General features: G+C 71.9%; 14 protein-coding genes. 6 read left to right on the plus strand and 8 right to left on the minus strand.

Features of this window, described 5'->3' with window-relative positions; translation table 11 throughout:
• Positions 1-122: 122 nt before the first annotated feature.
• The 4 genes from ACFQRI_RS05450 to ACFQRI_RS05465 form a co-directional block, all read right to left on the minus strand.
• Positions 123-3,500 carry a pyruvate carboxylase gene (locus tag ACFQRI_RS05450; RefSeq protein ID WP_380665102.1) on the minus strand — a complete coding sequence of 1,126 codons (3,378 nt, stop codon included), beginning with the start codon at positions 3,498-3,500 and terminating at the stop codon, positions 123-125.
• A 329-nt stretch (positions 3,501-3,829) separates the two neighbouring features.
• The gene (gene recG, locus ACFQRI_RS05455; protein WP_380665104.1) at positions 3,830-6,058 is read right to left on the minus strand and encodes an ATP-dependent DNA helicase RecG; all 2,229 of its coding nucleotides are present in this window, start codon (positions 6,056-6,058) and stop codon (positions 3,830-3,832) included.
• 70 nt (positions 6,059-6,128) lie between these two features.
• On the minus strand, positions 6,129-6,575 hold the full coding sequence (locus tag ACFQRI_RS05460) for a hypothetical protein (protein ID WP_380665106.1): 447 nt from the start codon (positions 6,573-6,575) through the stop codon (positions 6,129-6,131).
• 244 nt (positions 6,576-6,819) lie between these two features.
• Positions 6,820-8,376, minus strand: a complete 1,557-nt coding sequence (locus tag ACFQRI_RS05465; protein WP_380665552.1) for a DAK2 domain-containing protein — start codon at positions 8,374-8,376, stop codon at positions 6,820-6,822.
• Between the two features lie 312 nt (positions 8,377-8,688).
• Here ACFQRI_RS05465 and rpmB point away from each other — a divergent pair, with 312 nt between their 5' ends.
• Complete coding sequence (gene rpmB, locus ACFQRI_RS05470) at positions 8,689-8,880, plus strand: 50S ribosomal protein L28 (RefSeq protein ID WP_344130786.1); 192 nt, start codon at positions 8,689-8,691, stop codon at positions 8,878-8,880.
• Between the two features lie 120 nt (positions 8,881-9,000).
• On the opposite strand, the gene ACFQRI_RS05475 is transcribed toward rpmB, so the two are convergent.
• Positions 9,001-9,675: a uracil-DNA glycosylase gene (locus ACFQRI_RS05475; protein ID WP_380665108.1), complete on the minus strand. Its 675-nt coding sequence runs from the start codon at positions 9,673-9,675 to the stop codon at positions 9,001-9,003.
• A 358-nt stretch (positions 9,676-10,033) separates the two neighbouring features.
• Here ACFQRI_RS05475 and ACFQRI_RS05480 point away from each other — a divergent pair, with 358 nt between their 5' ends.
• Positions 10,034-11,368 carry an MFS transporter gene (locus ACFQRI_RS05480; RefSeq protein WP_380665110.1) on the plus strand — a complete coding sequence of 445 codons (1,335 nt, stop codon included), beginning with the start codon at positions 10,034-10,036 and terminating at the stop codon, positions 11,366-11,368.
• 49 nt (positions 11,369-11,417) lie between these two features.
• On the opposite strand, the gene ACFQRI_RS05485 is transcribed toward ACFQRI_RS05480, so the two are convergent.
• The gene (locus ACFQRI_RS05485) at positions 11,418-12,383 is read right to left on the minus strand and encodes a thiamine-phosphate kinase (RefSeq protein ID WP_380665112.1); all 966 of its coding nucleotides are present in this window, start codon (positions 12,381-12,383) and stop codon (positions 11,418-11,420) included.
• A 96-nt stretch (positions 12,384-12,479) separates the two neighbouring features.
• Here ACFQRI_RS05485 and ACFQRI_RS05490 point away from each other — a divergent pair, with 96 nt between their 5' ends.
• Both ACFQRI_RS05490 and ACFQRI_RS05495 read left to right on the plus strand, forming a co-directional pair.
• A complete protein-coding gene (locus ACFQRI_RS05490; protein ID WP_380665554.1) occupies positions 12,480-12,713 on the plus strand; it encodes an Lrp/AsnC ligand binding domain-containing protein in 234 nt (77 codons plus the stop codon).
• Positions 12,714-12,815: 102 nt separating this feature from the next.
• Positions 12,816-13,391 (plus strand): DUF3515 domain-containing protein, encoded by a 576-nt coding sequence (locus ACFQRI_RS05495; protein ID WP_380665114.1) that lies wholly within the window; start codon positions 12,816-12,818, stop codon positions 13,389-13,391.
• Between the two features lie 53 nt (positions 13,392-13,444).
• Here ACFQRI_RS05495 and ACFQRI_RS05500 read toward each other — a convergent pair whose 3' ends face one another.
• Positions 13,445-14,536, minus strand: a complete 1,092-nt coding sequence (locus tag ACFQRI_RS05500) for a D-alanine--D-alanine ligase family protein (RefSeq protein WP_380665116.1) — start codon at positions 14,534-14,536, stop codon at positions 13,445-13,447.
• A 34-nt stretch (positions 14,537-14,570) separates the two neighbouring features.
• A complete protein-coding gene (pdxR, locus tag ACFQRI_RS05505; protein ID WP_380665118.1) occupies positions 14,571-15,986 on the minus strand; it encodes a MocR-like pyridoxine biosynthesis transcription factor PdxR in 1,416 nt (471 codons plus the stop codon).
• A gap of 59 nt (positions 15,987-16,045) precedes the next feature.
• Here pdxR and ACFQRI_RS05510 point away from each other — a divergent pair, with 59 nt between their 5' ends.
• Together ACFQRI_RS05510 and ACFQRI_RS05515 are read left to right on the plus strand one after the other, a co-directional pair.
• A complete protein-coding gene (locus ACFQRI_RS05510; RefSeq protein ID WP_380665120.1) occupies positions 16,046-16,699 on the plus strand; it encodes a pyridoxamine 5'-phosphate oxidase family protein in 654 nt (217 codons plus the stop codon).
• Entirely contained in the window at positions 16,696-17,319 is a 624-nt protein-coding gene (locus tag ACFQRI_RS05515; RefSeq protein ID WP_380665122.1) for an FMN-binding negative transcriptional regulator, read from the plus strand. The genes ACFQRI_RS05510 and ACFQRI_RS05515 overlap by 4 nt, the downstream gene beginning before the upstream one ends.
• Positions 17,320-17,324: the final 5 nt, after the last annotated feature.

Consider the following 17,324-nt stretch of genomic DNA (forward strand, 5'->3'; position numbering starts at 1 on the left):
CGCGGAGCGGCGGTCACCAAAGCAGTTTGGCCGGAAACCACACACCCAGAGGTGTGTGGTTTCCGGCCAAACTGCGAGTTCCGCGGGCCGCCCCGGGGGTGGGACGGCCCGCTTCGGGACGCTCAGCCGATCTCGATGATGAGATCGCCGCCTTCGACCTGCTGGACCTTGCCGATGGCCACGCGCTTGACCTGACCCGACTGCGGGGCGGTGATCGCGGCCTCCATCTTCATCGCCTCGATCGTGCCGATCGTCTGGCCCGCCTCGACCTTGTCGCCCTCACCGGCCGCCAGCGTCACCACACCGGCGAACGGCGCGGGGACGTGGCCCGGGTTGGAGCGGTCGGCGCGCTCGGCGACGGGCAGTTCGCTGGCCACCGAGCGGTCGCGGACCTGGATCGGCCGCAGCTGGCCGTTGAGCGTGGCCATGACCGTGCGCATGCCGCGCTCGTCCGGCTCGCTGATCGCCTCCAGGCCGATGAGCAGCCGCACGCCCGGTTCGAGGTCGACCGAGTACTCCTCCCCCGGCCGCAGGCCGTAGAAGAAGTCCTTGCTGCGCAGCAGCGAGGTGTCGCCGTAGGCCTCGCGGTGCTCGGTGAACTCCTGGGTGGGCTTGGCGAACATCAGCCGGTTGAGCGTGGCCCGCCGGTCGTTGGTCAGGCCCTCGACGTCCTCGGCGGACAGCTCGGCGACCTTGCGGACCGAGGTGCGGCCCTCCAGCGCGCGGGTGCGGAACGGCTCCGGCCAGCCCGCCGGCGGCTCGCCGAGCTCGCCCTGCAGGAACCCGATCACCGAGTCCGGGATGTCGAACTTGCGCGGGTCGGCCTCGAACTCGGCCGGGTCCACGCCCGCGCCGACCAGGTGCAGCGCGAGGTCGCCGACGACCTTCGACGACGGGGTGACCTTGACCAGCCTGCCGAGGATCCGGTCGGCCGCGGCGTACATCTTCTCGATCTCTTCGAACTTGTCGCCGAGCCCGAGCGCCACCGCCTGGGTGCGCAGGTTGGACAGCTGCCCGCCCGGGATCTCGTGCGAGTAGACCCGGCCGGTCGGCGAGGCCAGCCCCGCCTCGAACGGCTTGTAGATCTTGCGCACCGACTCCCAGTAGGGCTCCAGCTCGCACACCGCATCCAGGTCCAGCCCGGTGGTGCGCTCGGTGTAGTCGGTCGCGGCGACCACCGAGGACAGCGCGGGCTGCGAGGTGGTTCCCGCCATCGACGCGGTCGCGGCGTCCACCGCGTCCACACCGGACTGCACGGCCGCCATGTAGGTGGCCAGCTGCCCGCCCGGGGTGTCGTGGGTGTGCAGGTGCACCGGCAGGTCGAATTCCTGGCGCAGCGCGGATACCAGCTTGGCCGCGGCCGGCGGGCGCAGCAGGCCCGCCATGTCCTTGATGGCCAGCACGTGCGCACCGGCCTGCACGATCTGCTCGGCCAGCCGCAGGTAGTAGTCCAGCGTGTACTGCTTCTCGTCCGGATTGGACAGATCAGCGGTGTAGCACAGCGCGACCTCGGCGACCGACTTCCCGGTGTTGCGCACCGCCTCGATGGCCGGGCGCATCTGCTCGACGTCGTTGAGCGCGTCGAAGATCCGGAAGATGTCGATGCCCGTGTCGGTGGCCTCCTGCACGAAGTGCTCGGTCACCTCGGTCGGGTAGGGCGTGTAGCCGACCGTGTTGCGACCGCGCAGCAGCATCTGCAGGCAGACGTTCGGGATGGCTTCGCGCAGCTTGGCCAGCCGCTCCCACGGGTCCTCGGCGAGGAACCGCAGCGCCACGTCGTAGGTCGCGCCGCCCCAGCACTCCACGGACAGCAGCTCGGGCGTCATCCGCGCCACGTGCGGCGCCACCGCCAGCAGGTCCTTGCTGCGCACGCGGGTGGCCAGCAGGGACTGGTGGGCGTCGCGGAAGGTGGTGTCGGTGACGCCGACCTTGGTGGACTCGCGCATCCAGCGGGCGAAGCCATCCGGACCGAGCTCGGTGAGCTTCTGCTTCGAGCCCGCCGGCGGTTCCACCGACAGGTCGGTCTGCGGGAGCTTCAAGCTCGGGTCCGCCGCGCTCGGGCGCTCGCCGTTGGGCCGGTTGACCGTGACGTCGGCGAGGTAGTTGAGCATGCGGGTGCCGCGGTCGGCCGAGTGCCGGGCGGTCAGCAGCTGCGGGCGCTCGTCGATGAACGAGGTGGTGATCCGCCCCTCGGCGAAGTCCGGGTCGTCCAGGACCGCCTGCAGGAACGGGATGTTCGTGGACACGCCGCGGATCCGGAACTCGGCCACCGCGCGGCGCGCGCGGGACACCGCGGTCGGGAAGTCGCGACCGCGGCAGCTGAGCTTGACCAGCATCGAGTCGAAGTGCGCGCTGACGCTGGTGCCCGCGAACGCGGTGCCGCCGTCGAGCCGGATGCCCGCGCCGCCCGGCGAGCGGTAGGCGCTGATCATGCCGGTGTCTGGGCGGAACCCGTTGGCCGGGTCCTCGGTGGTGATGCGGCACTGCAGCGCGGCCCCGCGCAGGCGCATCTTGTCCTGGGTCATGTTCAGCGATTCGAGGGACTCGCCGCCGGCGATGCGCAGCTGGGACTGCACCAGGTCGGCGTCGGTGACCTCCTCGGTGACCGTGTGCTCGACCTGGATGCGCGGGTTCATCTCGATGAACACGTGGTTGCCGCGCTCGTCGACCAGGAACTCCACGGTACCGGCGTTGACGTAGCCGATCTTGCGGGCGAAGGCGACCGCGTCCGCGCAGATCCGCTCCCGCAGCTGCGGGTCGAGGTTGGGCGCCGGAGCGATCTCGACGACCTTCTGGTGCCGCCGCTGCACCGAGCAGTCCCGCTCGAAGAGGTGGATCACGTTGCCCTGGCCGTCGGCCAGGATCTGCACCTCGATGTGCCGGGGGTTGACCACGGCCTGCTCGAGGAACACCGTCGCGTCGCCGAAGGCCGATTCGGCCTCGCGCATCGCGGCTTCCAGCGCCTCGCGCAGCGCCGCGGGGTCGTCCACGCGGCGCATGCCGCGACCGCCGCCGCCGGCGACGGCCTTGACGAACACCGGGAAGGTCATCTGCTCGGAGGCCGCCAGCAGCTCCTCGATGTCCTTCGACGGCGAGGAGGAGTCCAGCACCGGGACCCCGGCTTCGCGCGCGGCGGCGACAGCGGTCGCCTTGTTGCCGGTCATCTCGAGGATCTTCTTGCTGGGCCCCACGAAGGTGATCCCGGCTTCCTCGCAGGCCTTGGCCAGCTCGGGGTTCTCGGAGAGGAACCCGTAACCGGGGTAGACCGCGTCGGCGCCCGCCTGGCGCGCGGCCTTGATGATCTCGTCGACGGACAGGTACGCCCGGACGGGGTGACCCGGTTCGCCGATCTCGTAGGACTCATCGGCTTTCAGGCGGTGCAGCGAGTTGCGGTCTTCGTGCGGGAACACCGCAACGGTGCCCGCTCCCAGCTCGTAGGCGGCGCGAAACGCGCGAATCGCAATCTCGCCGCGATTGGCGACGAGCACCTTGCGGAACATGCCGGCTCCCTCGGAGTACAGGTGTCGGTCGGTGCTCAGACACTACCGCGAAAATTCCCCGTAACGGGAGAGCGCGGTTGTGACGAACACCTCGCGGAGCGCTATGACCAGCCCAAACGGGCGCCCTGCACAAGCAGCGACCGAAAGAATTTGTGGCATTTTTTCGTTACCGGGAAGTAACGCTCACCTATTCGAGTCATGCGCGGGCGCCCGCTGAACCGATTCCCCGGAACCGTCGCACGAACCCGCCCGGCGCGCCCGGTCAACGAGCGAAGATCAGCCACGCCGACGACGCGTCGGTTCCCGAGAAGTGGGACGGCGCAGCCGGGTCAGGACTTCTCGAGGTACTCCGCGCGCTCCTCGTCGACCACCTCGGAGACCATCCGGGCCAAGCCCGGGTGCTCCCGCAGCTCGGGGTCGTCCCCGATGTAGCGCTCGGCCTCCTCGCGGGCCTGCGCGATGACGTCCTCGTCGCGGAGCAGCGAGAGCACCTTGAGCCCGGACTTCTTGCCGGACTGGGCCGCACCCAGGATGTCGCCCTCCCGGCGCAGCTCCAGGTCCAGCCGCGCGAGCTCGAAACCGTCGGTGGTGGAGGCCACCGCGTCCAGCCGCTCCCGGGTGGTCGTGCCGCCCATGGCGTCGGTGACCAGCAAGCACAGCCCCGGCGCGCTGCCCCGACCGACGCGACCGCGCAGCTGGTGCAGCTGGCTGACGCCGAACCGATCGGCATCCATGATCACCATGACGGTCGCGTTCGGCACGTTCACGCCCACCTCGACGACCGTGGTGGCCACCAGCACGTCGACCTCGCCCGCGGCGAACCCGCGCATCACCGCGTCCTTCTCGTCGGAGGCGAGCCTGCCGTGCAGCACGCCCAGCCGCAGCCCGGCGAGCGGACCGGCGCCCAGCTGCTCGGCGACGTCGAGCACTGCCACCGGCGGACGCCGCTGATCACCGGACTCGTCCGGCGGCGGCTCCTCCCCGTCCCCGTCCTCCACGGCCGGCTTCTTGGCCTTCTTCCCCTTGGCCGCGGTCTCCTCGTCGTCGCCGATCCGCGGGCACACCACGTAGACCTGGTGCCCGGCGTCGACCTCCTCGCGCACCCGCGCCCAGGCGCGGTCCAGCCAGGCCGGCTTCTCGGCCACCGGCACCACGCTGGTGCTGATCGGCGAACGTCCCTGCGGGAGCTCGCGCAGCGCCGAGGTCTCCAGGTCGCCGTAGACGGTCATCGCGACCGTGCGCGGGATGGGCGTCGCGGTCATCACCAGCACGTGCGGCGACGCGTCGTCCCCTCCCCTGGCGCGCAGCGCGTCGCGCTGCTCGACGCCGAACCGGTGCTGCTCGTCGACCACGACCATGCCGAGATCGGCGAAGGAGACCTTGTCCTGGATGAGCGCGTGGGTGCCGACCACGATCCCCGCCTCGCCGGAGGCGGCCTCCAGCATCGCCTGCTTGCGCTGCGCGGCGGGCAGCGAACCGGTGAGCAGCGTGACGCGGGTGGCGTTCTCGGCCGCGCCGAGCTCGCCCGCGGTGGCCAGGTCGCCGAGCATCTCGCGCAGCGAGCGCGCGTGCTGGGCGGCCAGGACCTCGGTGGGCGCCAGCATCGCCGCCTGCCGCCCGGAGTCGACGACCTGCAGCATGGCGCGCAGCGCCACCACCGTCTTGCCGCTGCCGACCTCGCCCTGCACCAGCCGGTTCATCGGGTGCGGGGCGGTGAGGTCCGCGGCGATGCGCTCGCCGATCTCCCGCTGCCCCGCGGTCAGCTCGAAGGGCAACCGCTGGTCGAAGGCGGTCAGCACGCCGTCGTCGCGCGGCTCGCACACCGGCGCCGGGTGGGCGGTCTCCGCGCCGCGCAGCTGGGCCAGGGCCAGCTGCACCGAGAGGGCCTCGTCCCACTTGAGGCGTTCCTGAGCCGCCGCGACCTCGCCGAAGTCCTTCGGGTGGTGGATCTTGCGCAGCGCGCCCTCCAGGCTGGTCAGTCCCAGCCGGTCGCGCAGCTCGGCGGGCAGCCGGTCGTCGGTGCCGTCCCAGACGTCGAGCACCTGCTTGACGCAGCGCGCGATCGACCAGGACGGCAGCCCCTGGGCGGCCGGGTAGACCGGGATCAGCGCGGCGGCGAACTCCTCGGCGGCCGCACCGACGTCGGACTCGGCGTCGAAGAGCTGGTACTCGGGGTGGGCGAGCTGGAGCTGGCCGCGGTAGGCGGTGACCTTGCCCGCGAACATGCCGCGCTTGCCCGGCACCAGCTCCTTCTCCCGCCAGGCCTGGTTGAAGAAGGTGCAGCTCAGCGAGCGGTGCCCGTCGGTGATGCGGGCCTCGACGATGGTGCCGCGGCGGGACTTCATGGTGCGCTTGGTGACCCGGTCGACCTTCGCCAGCACCGTGGCGTGCTCGCCGAGCTCGAGACCGGCGACGGCGGTGAGCTCGCCGCGCTCGGCGTAGCGGCGGGGGTAGTGGCGCAGCAGATCGCCCACGGTGACCAGCCCCAGCGCCGACTCCAACGCCTTGCCGGTCTTGGCGCCCAGCACCCGATCGAGCTTCGCGTCCAATGTGGTCACTGCATGTCCTCCGCCTGCGTCTTCACCGGTCGACGCCGCCGGGAAACTACCGAACGGCACCGACACCCGATCAGTCGGCGGCCCGCGCTCCCATCCGCCAGCCGAACCAGGCGATCGGCGCGGCGGTGAGCGCCAGCCAGCCCGTGCCGGTGAGCTCGGAGGCCTCGCGGAACCTCGGCGCGTCCAGGTTGGCGATCGTGGTCAGCACGACGGTGCCCAGCAGCACCCAGCCGAACACCGCCAGCACCGCCCCGGTCAGCGCCAGGCCGCGGCCGCGCAGCACGCCACGCCACGCCAGGACCGCCCAGACCCCCGCGACCACGACCCACCAGACGACCTTGCCGAACAGGAAATCCCGCAGCGAGCTGGAGCTCTCCGGCACCCCCACCACCGACCACTCGACGGCGATCGGCTCCGGCAACCGCGCCCGCACCAGCAGCGGCACGGCCACCATCAGCACCCCGACGAGCAGCGTCCACCCAGCGACCCACCCCAGGTAGCGGCGACGGATGCCCACAGCGTCTCCCGTGTCGAACGACTCACCTCGACATTAGCGCCACGCACCCGACGCCCGGGCAGGTACCCGCGGATGACGGGGAGGTTCCCGCCGCGCCGGGTGACAGGAACGTTCCCGTGCTCGCCCGAGCGCAGGGGAAGTTCCCCTCATCACTCGGTGGCAGAAAGGTTCCCCTGCTCGCTCGGCGGGTCGAGGTGGCCTCCTACCCGGCGGCGCTGATGCGCTCCGGCTCGGGCCGGTGAGCTCACTCCACGCCGACGAGCAGGACCGCGGGCATCGGCCCCGCCGGGTAGGAGGCCACCTCGACCTCGGGGTGCACTCGGCGCAGGTGGTCGTCGATCGCCGCCGGGAGTTCGGCCGGGGCGTCCTGGCCGATCAGCGTGGTCAGCAGCTCACCGCCGATGGTGAGCATCCGGGTGAGCAGGTCCCTGGCCGCGGCGGTGAGGTCCTGGCCGATGAGCACCACCTCGCCGTCGATGAGCCCCAGCACGTCGCCGGGACGGCAGCGGCCCACCCAGGTCAGGGCCTCGGCGTCGGCGACGCGCAGCTCGCCCCGCCGGGTGGCGGCGGCAGCTTCGGTCATCGCCACCTGGTCGTCGGCGCGGCGACGGCTCGGGTCGTGCACCGCCAGCGCGGCCAGCCCCTGCACGGGCGAGGCCGTGGGCACCACGACGACGTCCCGGCCCTCGGTCGAGCCCGCGACGGCGCGCTCGACCACCGCCGCGGTCTCGGGGTCGTTGGGCAGCACCAGCACGTGCGCGGCCGACGTCGTCTCCAGCGCCTCCCGCAACCGGTCGACCTCGATCTCGTCGACCACCAGCACGTCGGCGCCCTCGGCGGCGAAGACCTCGCCGAGCTCCGCGCCGGGCACGCAGGCCAGCACCGCGACCGCGCGGGCGTGCTCCTGCTGCTGATCGGCGAAGCGGGTCACCTTGATCTTGTGCACGCGGCCGGTCTCGATGCCCGCCTCGATCGCCCCGCCGATGTCGTCGCAGTGCACGTGCACCGCCCAGGAGTCGACGCCGTCGCCGACGACCGACACGCAGTCGCCGAGCTCGGCCAAGCGCGCTCGCAGCGCTTCCACCCGCTCCGGGTCGGCGCCGGCCAGCAGGTACATGACCTCGTAGTCGTAGCCCGAATCGTGTTCGAGCACCTCGCCCGGCTCGGGGTTCGGCGCACCGCCGTGCGGCGCGAGCCACTCGCCGTCGCAGACCACGGCGTGCAGGGCGTCCAGCAGCACCACCAGCCCGCGCCCGCCGGCGTCGACCACCCCTGCCTCGGCCAGGGCGGGCAGCTGCGCCGGGGTGGCCGCCAGCGCGTCGATCGCCGCGCGCACCGCACCGCGCACCACCGCGCCCAGCTCCTCGCCCGTCCGCGACCCGCGCGCGGCCGCGGACAGCACCGACAGCAAGGTTCCCTCCGCCGGCTCGGCGACGGCGAGCCTGGCGAGCTCCTCGGCCCGCACCAGCGCCGCGGACAGCCCCGGGCCGTCGGCGACGACGACCTCCCGCAGGCTCTCGGCCACACCCCGGATGGCCTGCGAGAGCAGCATCCCGGAGTTGCCGCACGCACCGCCGAGCGCGCCCTTGGACAGCGCGTCGCACACGCCGCCCAGGGTGTCCGGCTCGGCCTCGTCCAGGGACCGCACCGCCGCGCGCATGGTTTGCAGCAGGTTGGTGCCGGTGTCGCCGTCGGCGACCGGGTAGACGTTGATCCGGTCGATCGCCTCGCGCTCGGCGGCCAGCGCGCTCATGGCGAGATCGGCCCATCGGCGGGCCGCCGCCGCGTTCAGCGTCCGCAACACCCCGCGAAACCTCCCACGCCCCGTGCCACGATCCGGTTTGCCCGAGACTAGTCGTCGCGCTCCGGGACGAGGCCCGGGCGGGCGCGACCTGGCGGCAACGACCCCCGCTTGGGACGGAACCACCGGTGGTGGGCTATCCTGATCCGGTCCCGGGTGGCGATGACCCCGGGGCGACCGGAGTCTTCCGGGCTCAGGCCGCCGCACCGGCGGTGAGCAGCAAGCGCTCACGCAAGTGCCCTCGTACGAGGTGTGGCGCGCTTGCGTGGCGATCATCGCTGTAACCGTCAAGCAAAGTAAGGGGTGTCTGACGTGGCTGCCGTCTGCGACGTCTGCGGTAAGGGACCAGGCTTCGGCAACTCGGTCTCGCACTCCCACCGGAAGACCAGGCGCCGGTGGAACCCGAACATCCAGACCGTTCACGCCAAGATCGGTCTGTCCCAGCGCAAGCGCGTGAACGTGTGCACGTCCTGCATGAAGGCCGGCAAGGTCGTTCGCGGCTGACGCGACTTCAGGAGCGAACAACCCCGAGGTGATCGATCACCTCGGGGTTTTTTGCTGCGCGGTTCCGCCGGAATCCGCGGGCCCGATCGCGCGAATTCCGGCGAAGCAGCCGAATCGCCCTCAGGGCAACTTCCAGTCGATGGGCTCCCAGCCCTTCGACCGCAGGATCTCGTTGGTCCGGCTGAACGGACGGGAGCCGAAGAAGCCCCGGTCCGCCGACATCGGACTGGGGTGCGGCGACTCGACGCACTCGACGCCGGGCATCAGCGAGCGCAGATCGCGGGCGTCGCGCCCCCACAGGATCGCGACCAGCGGCTCCTCGCGGGCGGCCAGGGCGCTGATGGCCTGGGCGGTGACCTTCTCCCAGCCCTTGCCGCGGTGCGAGCCGGGCTTGCCCGGGCTGACCGTCAGCGCGCGGTTGAGCAGCAGCACCCCGCGCTCGGTCCACGGCGTCAGGTCACCGCTGGTCGGCGTCGGGTAGCCGAGGTCGTCGGCGTACTCCCGGAAGATGTTGACCAGGCTGCGCGGCGGCTTCACCCCCGGGGCGACCGAGAAGCTCAACCCCACCGGATGGCCGGGCGTGGGGTACGGGTCCTGGCCGACGATGAGCACCCGGACGTCGTGGAACGGCTGCTGGAACGCGCGCAGCACGTTCTCCGGCGCAGGCAGGTAGGTGCGCCCCTCGGCGACCTCGGCGCGGAGGAACTCCCCCATCGCGGTGATCTGCTCGGCCACCGGCTCCAGGGCTTTCGCCCAGCCGGCCTCGACGACTTCGTGCAGCGGACGTGCGGCCATGCCGGGCAGGCTATCGAGCGGCGCCGACCACGCTGCGATCAACCCCAACGAGGCAGGAAGTGTCGCAGGTCACACACGTTCGATGTAACGATTGCGAGACCTGTCGCACATGCGTGATCGGCACTACCGCGAAAGAGTCATTTTCGCCCGTCACCCACCGAATTGACTTGTCAAATCGGTGACGGTCCGACACAACTGGGCATAACAAAAGATCGTGATCTAGTGCATAAATCAAATAACATCGCATTACCCGATCCCGGCCTTTTGGTGGCCTTGACCTGGCCGCTCGGCTAGGTTCTGCGGAGTTCCAAATCGACCACGGCCGTGGAAGACACACCCGGAGGTGGGCCGCAAACTCATGACTTCGCCTGAAACCGCCGAGCCTTCGGCCGAACAGAAGTCGCTGCTGCGCCGCGCGGTCGGCGCTGCGGCAATCGGCAACTGCACCGAGTGGTACGACTTCGGCGTCTACGCCTACATCGCCTCCTACGTCGGCCACCAGTTCTTCCCCGGGCCGCTGGAGACCATTTCCGCCTTCGGCGCCTTCGCGCTGTCATTCCTGCTGCGCCCGCTGGGCAGCCTGTTCTTCGGTCCGCTGGGCGACCGCATCGGCAGGCAGAAGGTCCTGGCGGTCACGATTCTGCTGATGTCCGGCTCGACGTTCCTCATCGGCCTGCTGCCGACCTACTCGACCATCGGCATCTTCGCCCCGATGCTGTTGCTGCTGCTGCGCATGCTGCAGGGCTTCTCCACCGGCGGCGAGTACGGCGGCGCGGCGACCTACATCGCCGAGTTCGCCCCGAACCGCAAGCGCGGCTTCTGGGGCAGCTGGCTGGAGTTCGGCACGCTGGTCGGCTTCGGCCTCGGCGCGCTCGTCCCGACGCTGCTCATCCTGGGCCTGAGCACCGAGCAGATGGAGACCTGGGGCTGGCGGATCCCGTTCCTGGTCGCCGGCCCGCTGGGCATCGTGGGCCTCTACCTGCGGTCCAAGCTGGAGGACACCCCTGCGTTCAAGGCGCTGGAGCACGAGCACAAGGTGGCCAAGTCGCCGCTCCGGGACATGGTCCGCGACTGGTGGCGCGAGCTGCTGATCCTGATGGGCATCGTCATCCTGATCAACGTCGCGAACTACACGATCCTGACCTACATGGAGACCTACCTGGGCAACACGCTGCAGGTGCCGGAGGGGCAGGAGTACCAGCTGCTGGTCCCGCTGCTGCTGACGGTGGCCTTCATGCTGATCCTGATCACCCCGGTGGGCAGGCTCTCGGACAGGGTGGGCCGCAAGCCGGTCTTCCTGTCGGCGGCGATCTGCTTCCTGGTGCTGCCGCTGCCCGCGTTCTGGCTGATCGGCCAGGGCAGCATGCTGACCATCGTGCTCGGCCTGGGCCTGCTGGCCATCGGTCACGTGCAGCTGATCGGGCCGCTGGCCGCGACGCTGCCCGCGATGTTCCCGACCAAGGTCCGCTACGCGGCCTTCTGCATCGGCTACAACCTGTCCACGGCGATCTTCGGCGGCACCGCGCCGCTGATCAACGACTCGGTCGTGAGCAGCACCGGCAACACCTACTTCCCGGCCTTCTACCTGATGGGCGCGGCGCTGATCGCGCTGGTGCCGATCATGCTGATGAAGGAGACCGCGAAGCAGCCGCTGATGCAGGACGCCCCCGCCAAGGCGGCCACGGCGAGCTGACGCACCGCGCACGAGGGCCCCGGACCGCTCGGTCCGGGGCCCTCTCGCGTCAGCGCCAGTGCTCCCAACCGGCCGGCCCCTGGTAGGGGCTGCCGTCGACGGTGACCCCGGTTCCCTCCAGGACCGCTCCGATCTCGCGGAACTCGGCGGGCAGCGGGCTGCCCGCCGGGAAGGTCGCGATCAGGGCCTGGTCCTCGCCGCCGGTGAGCACCCAGTGGCGGGCGTCGGAACCGAGCGCCGAGGCGACCTCGGTGAGCCGCTGCGGCACGCCCAGCCGCGCGGAGTCGACGTCGACCGCCACGCCGGAGGCCTCGGCGATGTGACCGAGGTCGGCGAGCAGCCCGTCCGAGGTGTCCACCATGGACGTCGCGCCGCCCGTGGCCGCGGCCGGTCCGGCACCGTAGGGCGGCTCGGGCACGCGGTGCGCGCCGACCACCGCCACCGGGGAGCGGAACCCGCGGCCGAGCACCGCTAACCCGGCCGCCGCCCAGCCGAGCCGTCCGGCCACCGCCACCACATCGCCCGGGCGCGCGCCGGAACGGGTCACCGGAGCCCGGCCCTGCAGGTCGCCGAGAGCTGTGATCGAGATCGTCAGTGACGACGACGACACCATGTCGCCGCCGATGAGCCCGATCCCGAGCTGCTGTGCTTCTTCCCACAGGCCGTCGGCGAGCTCGTCGACCAGGGCGACCGGGGTGTCCGGCGGGCAGGCGAGCCCCACCAGCAGGCCGGTGGGAACCGCCCCCATCGCGTTGATGTCGGACAGGTTCACCGCCACCGCCTTGCGGCCCACCTGGTGCGGGGTCGACCAGTCGAAACGGAAGTGCACGCCCTCGACGAGCACGTCGGTGGAGGCCACCACCCGGCCGTCCGGCGCGCTCAGCACCGCGGCGTCGTCCCCGGGGCCGAGCGCGGTGCCCGGGGACTGCGCGCGACCGGACGTGACTCGATCGATGAGACCGAACTCACCCACCTGGGAAATGGTCTGTGCGTCCTGCGACGAATCAGGACCCAACTGGGACCTTCCTTCCTTGAGCATCCGCTCGGTCCGATGGGGTAGCTTTCTGCCAGTTTCCTACCCGAGCACATGGGCGAGACGAAGGGGCACGCCGTGGTACAGGCATACATCCTCATCCAGACCGAAGTGGGCAAGGCGGCTGCCGTGGCCGGCGAGATCGCCGGTGCGCAGGGCGTCATCAGCGCCGAGGACGTCACCGGTCCGTACGACGTCATCGTCCGCGCCGAAGCCGAGAACGTCGACGTCCTCGGCAAGATGGTCGTGGCCAAGATCCAGAACGTCGAGGGCATCACCCGAACCCTCACTTGCCCGGTCGTGCACCTGTAGGGGGCGGTCCCGCAACGCGACCGCGGAGCGACCGGCGACCAGCGCCGCCGCGCGCCGAGCCCGGGAACGGCCCCCGAACGGGCGGGTGCTGTAGTGGGAGGCGTGGAGCAAGACGAGACGGGATTGCCCCGGCCGGTGCTGATCGTGGCGGTCGCGCTCGCGGTGCTGCTGGCCGCGGGGGTCGCCGGGGTCGGCGTGTACGGCTGGTGGCACGAGCGCGCGCAGCAACGAGAGGTCCAAGCCGCCGAGCAGGCGCGGCGCTCCGGACCGCTGGCGATGCCACCGGTCCCGGCACCGCAGGCCGGCAGCCCCGACTGCGCGAAGGTCATCGATGCCCTGCCCCGCGAGCTGACCGTGCGGGACGCCTCGGTGCCGCGTCGCGAGATCGCCCAGCCCGCCCCGGCGGCCGCGGTGGCCTGGGGCGACGCCGAGCACGACCCGGTGACGCTGCGCTGCGGCATCGGCTCGCCCGCGGAGCTGACGCGGAGCTCGCAGCTGATGGTGGTCAACGGGGTGAGCTGGTTCGAGATCAACGAGGCGGGCAACGTCTCGTGGCTGGCGGTGGACCGCGGCGTGCGGGTCGCGCTCAACGCGCCCGCCGACATCGGCACCGGCCCGCTGCAGGAGATCTCCGACGTCCTGCGCCGCACCCTGCCGAAGCGCCCGGTCTTCCCGTAGCCGGACGCCCGGGACCGCGCGCCAGGCGCGGTCCCGGACCGGGCATCGGGTGCTCAGCGGAGGCCGGTGCCTCGGGCCACCGCCGTTTCGATCAGCGTGGCCAGCAGCTTCGGGTACTCCACGCCGCTGTGCGCCCACATCCGCGGGAACAGCGAGATCTCGGTGAAGCCGGGCATCGTGTTGACCTCGTTGACGATCAACCGCCCGTCCTCGGCCAGGAAGAAGTCCACCCGGGCCAGGCCCTGGCAGTCCAGCGCGCGGAAGGCGCGCACGGCGGCCTCGCGCAGCTCCTCGGTGGCCTGGTCGCCGATCTTGGCGGGCAGGTCGAACTCGGTGACGTCGTCGAGGTACTTGGACTCGAAGTCGTACCAGTCGGTCTCGCCGGTCACGCGCAGCTCGGCCGGCTGGGAGGCCTCGACCCGGCCGTCCGGGAACTCCAGCACGCCGCACTCGATCTCGCGGCCCACCACAGCGGACTCGATGATCACCTTCGGATCGGTGCGCCGCGCCTCGGCGATGGCCGCGTCCAGGTCGGCCCAGTCGGTGACCTTGGTGATGCCCAGCGAGGAACCCGCGCGGGTCGGCTTGACGAACACCGGCAGCCCCAGGCGGTCCCGCTGCTGCTGATCCAGGGTGGACTGATCGCGGCGGAGCACCTCGTAGGTGCCGACCTCGATGCCCTCGGCGGCCAGCAGCTTCTTGGTGTACTCCTTGTCCATCGACACCGCGCTGGCCAGCACCCCCGGGCCGACGTAGGGCACGTCGGCCATCTCCAGCAGCCCCTGGACGGTGCCGTCCTCGCCGAACGCGCCGTGCAGCACCGGGAAGACGACGTCGACCTGCGACATCACCTCGCCGCCGCGGCCCGGTTCGAGCATGACCAGCTCCTTGCGGGTCGCGTCGCCGGGCAGGGCCAGCGCTTGGCCGGAGGTGACCTCGGGGGCCTGGCGGTCCTTGATCGCCAGTTCCTTCGGATCGTCCGTGCCCAGCACCCAGGCACCCTCTCGGGTGATGCCGACCGGCACGATCTCGAAGCGGTCCTGGTCCAGGTGCGAGAGCACGCTACCGGCGGACACGCAGGAGATTCCGTGCTCGGTGCTGCGACCGCCGAAGACGACCGCCACCCGGGTCTTGCCTTGAGTCATGGCCGGGACCATACCCGTCTGCGGCGCGGGCGACTCACCTTGCCCGGCGCACCGACCGGGCCAGCATCGGCAGCGCAGAGGTGAGGTCGTCGCGCGTGCAGGCCGAGTAGCCCAGGGCCAGTCCGTGCCAGCTCGGCGCGCCGTCGTGGTGCCTGCCGAGACCGTCCAGCACGACGCCGCGCTCGGCGGCTTCGGCCACGATCCGCCCCTCGGCGTCGGCGCCCGGCAGCGGCAGCACCACGTGCGCGCCCGCGCGGTCGCCGAAGACCTCGATGCCCTCTGCCGCCAGCCCGTCGACCACCAGCGCGCGGCGCTGGGACAGCTCGCGGCGCAGCCGGCGCAGGTGCCTGCCGAGATCGCCGTGCCTGCCGAGTTCGACGAGCACCCGCTGCCCGGCCAGGGCCGGACCGGTACCGGTGCGCTCGCGGTGCTCGACCACGGCGGAGGTGACCGGTTCGGCGGCCAGCATCCAGCCCACGCCCAGCGTCGGGGTGAGGATCTTGCTCGTGGTGCCCAGGTGCACCACCACGTCCGGGGCCATCGAGGCCAGCACCGGCAGCGGGGCGACGTCGTAGCGCAGCTCGCCGTCGTAGTCGTCCTCCACGATCAGCCAACCCTCGGCTCGGGCCCGCTCGATCAGCGCGATCCGGCGCTCCGCGGGCAACCTGCCGCCGATCGGGAACTGGTGGGCCGGCGAGCAGTAGACCGCGGCCACGTCGCGCGGGACCTCCTCGACGACCAGGCCCGAGTGGTCGACCGGCACCGGGACGACCCTGGCGCCCGCTGCCCGCAGCGCGCCGACCGCGCGCTGGTAGCCGGGTTCTTCCACGGCCACCTTCGCGCCGCGCGGCAGCACGGCGGCGGCGAGCTCGCCCACGGCCGCGCTGGTTCCGCCGGTGGTGAGCACGTTTCCGGAGGTCCAACCGCCGACCAGCAGGCCGCGGTGGCGCAGCAGGTGCTCGATGACCGCCTCGCGGTAGCTGGTCAGCCCGGCGCGCTGCGGTTTGAGGTCGGGCTCGGCGTCGGCCGCGGCGCGCCAGGCGCGCCGCCACGCGGCCCGGTCGATCCCGCCCGCCCACGGCACTCCCGGCGTCAGCACCACCTCCGGGTTCGCGCCGGGCGCCGCCGCCCGCACCGGACCGGACGGCGGCGCGTCGCGGGCGCCCGGCGGGCTGGTGGTGACGTAGGTGCCCGATCCGCGTCGGCCGACGATCCAGCCCTCGGCGTGCAGCTGCTCGTAGGCGGCGGCGGTCACGGTGCGGCTGACCGCGAGGTGGCGCGCGAGCGCGCGGGTGGAGGGCAGCCGGTCGCCGCCGCGCAGCTGCCCGGCGGTCGCGGCGTGCCGGAGCGCGTCGGCGAGCTGCACGGCCAGCGGGAGCGGCGCGTGGCGGTCCAGGTCGATGGCCAGCTCCAGCAGCGGGGAGCTCGCGGCCGGCACGTCATGTGGCATCTCGAAATTCCTTCTGATTGGCACTTCTATGATGCCACTCGAACTCCGACGCTGGTCGCGTGACTCTTTCCCCCACCGAACGCACCACCATCCGCCGCAACGCCAAGCGCGCGGGCACCGATCGCGCGCAGCTGCACGCGATCCTGGACTCCGGTCTCGTCTGCCACCTCGCGATGACCGTCGACGGCGCACCGCGGGTGCTGCCGACCGGTTACGGCCGCAGCGGCGACACCCTGTACCTGCACGGCTCCACCGGCGCCCGCAGCCTCCGGGAAGGCGCCGAGGGCGTCGCGGTGTGCGCCGCGATCACCCACCTCGACGGGATCGTCTACGCCCGCTCGCTGATGCACCACTCGATCAACTACCGCTCGGCGGTCGTCCACGGAAACGCCCGCGCCGTCGACTCGCCCGAGGAGAAGTGGGAGGCGCTGCGGGTGATCAGCGAGCACCTCGCCCCCGGCTCCTGGGAGCACGCGCGGCAGCCGGACAAGAAGGAGCTGGCCGCCACCGCCGTCATCGCGCTCGACCTGGCCGAGGCGTCGGTCAAGACCCGCGCCGCGGGGCCCGCCGACGACGCGGAGGACATCGCGGCGAACGAGGCGTGGGCCGGCGTGCTCCCCCTGCGCTCCGCGTGGGGAACTCCGGTCCCCTCCGACGACCTCCCCGCCGGATTCGAGGTCCCCGCGCACGTCACCGACCGGAAGGAGGCATGAGAATGCTGGTGCACCCGTGGGACCGCGCCCGCGACGACCAGGAGTGGCAGGACTGGCTGGCCGCCGGGCACGACTTCGGGCAGCTCGTCGCGGTGGATCCGGACCGGCGGCCGATCGTGCAGCCCACCCACTTCGCGCTCGACGGCGACCGGGTGCTGCTGCACCTCGCGCGCCCGAACCCGATCTGGGCCGCGCTGGAGCACGACCCGCGCTGCGTGCTCTCGGTCGTGGACGACTACGCCTACGTGCCCGGCCCGTGGCGCGCGGAGGGCGCCACCTCCCCGAGCGCGGGGGTGCCCACCAGCCACTACGCGGCGGTGCAGCTGTCCGGCACCGCCGAGCTGATCGACGACCCCGAGCGGAAGGCCGCGCTGCTGCGCGAGCAGATGGCCCACTTCCAGCCCGACGGCGGCACGGACCCGGTGCGCCCCGAGGAAGGCCCGTTCCACCGCATGCTGCCCGGGATCCGCGGCGTGGTCCTGCACGTGGAGTCGGTCACCGCGAAGTTCAAGTACGACGCGCACAAGTCCGCCGAGCTGCGGGAGTCGGTGGCGTCGCGGCTCGCCGAGCGCGGCGGCCGCGACGCCGCGGCGGCCGAGCAGGTCCGCAACCGCGGGTGAGCGCG

Source organism: Saccharopolyspora griseoalba, from assembly GCF_042665275.1.
GTDB classification, from domain to species: domain Bacteria; phylum Actinomycetota; class Actinomycetes; order Mycobacteriales; family Pseudonocardiaceae; genus Saccharopolyspora; species Saccharopolyspora griseoalba.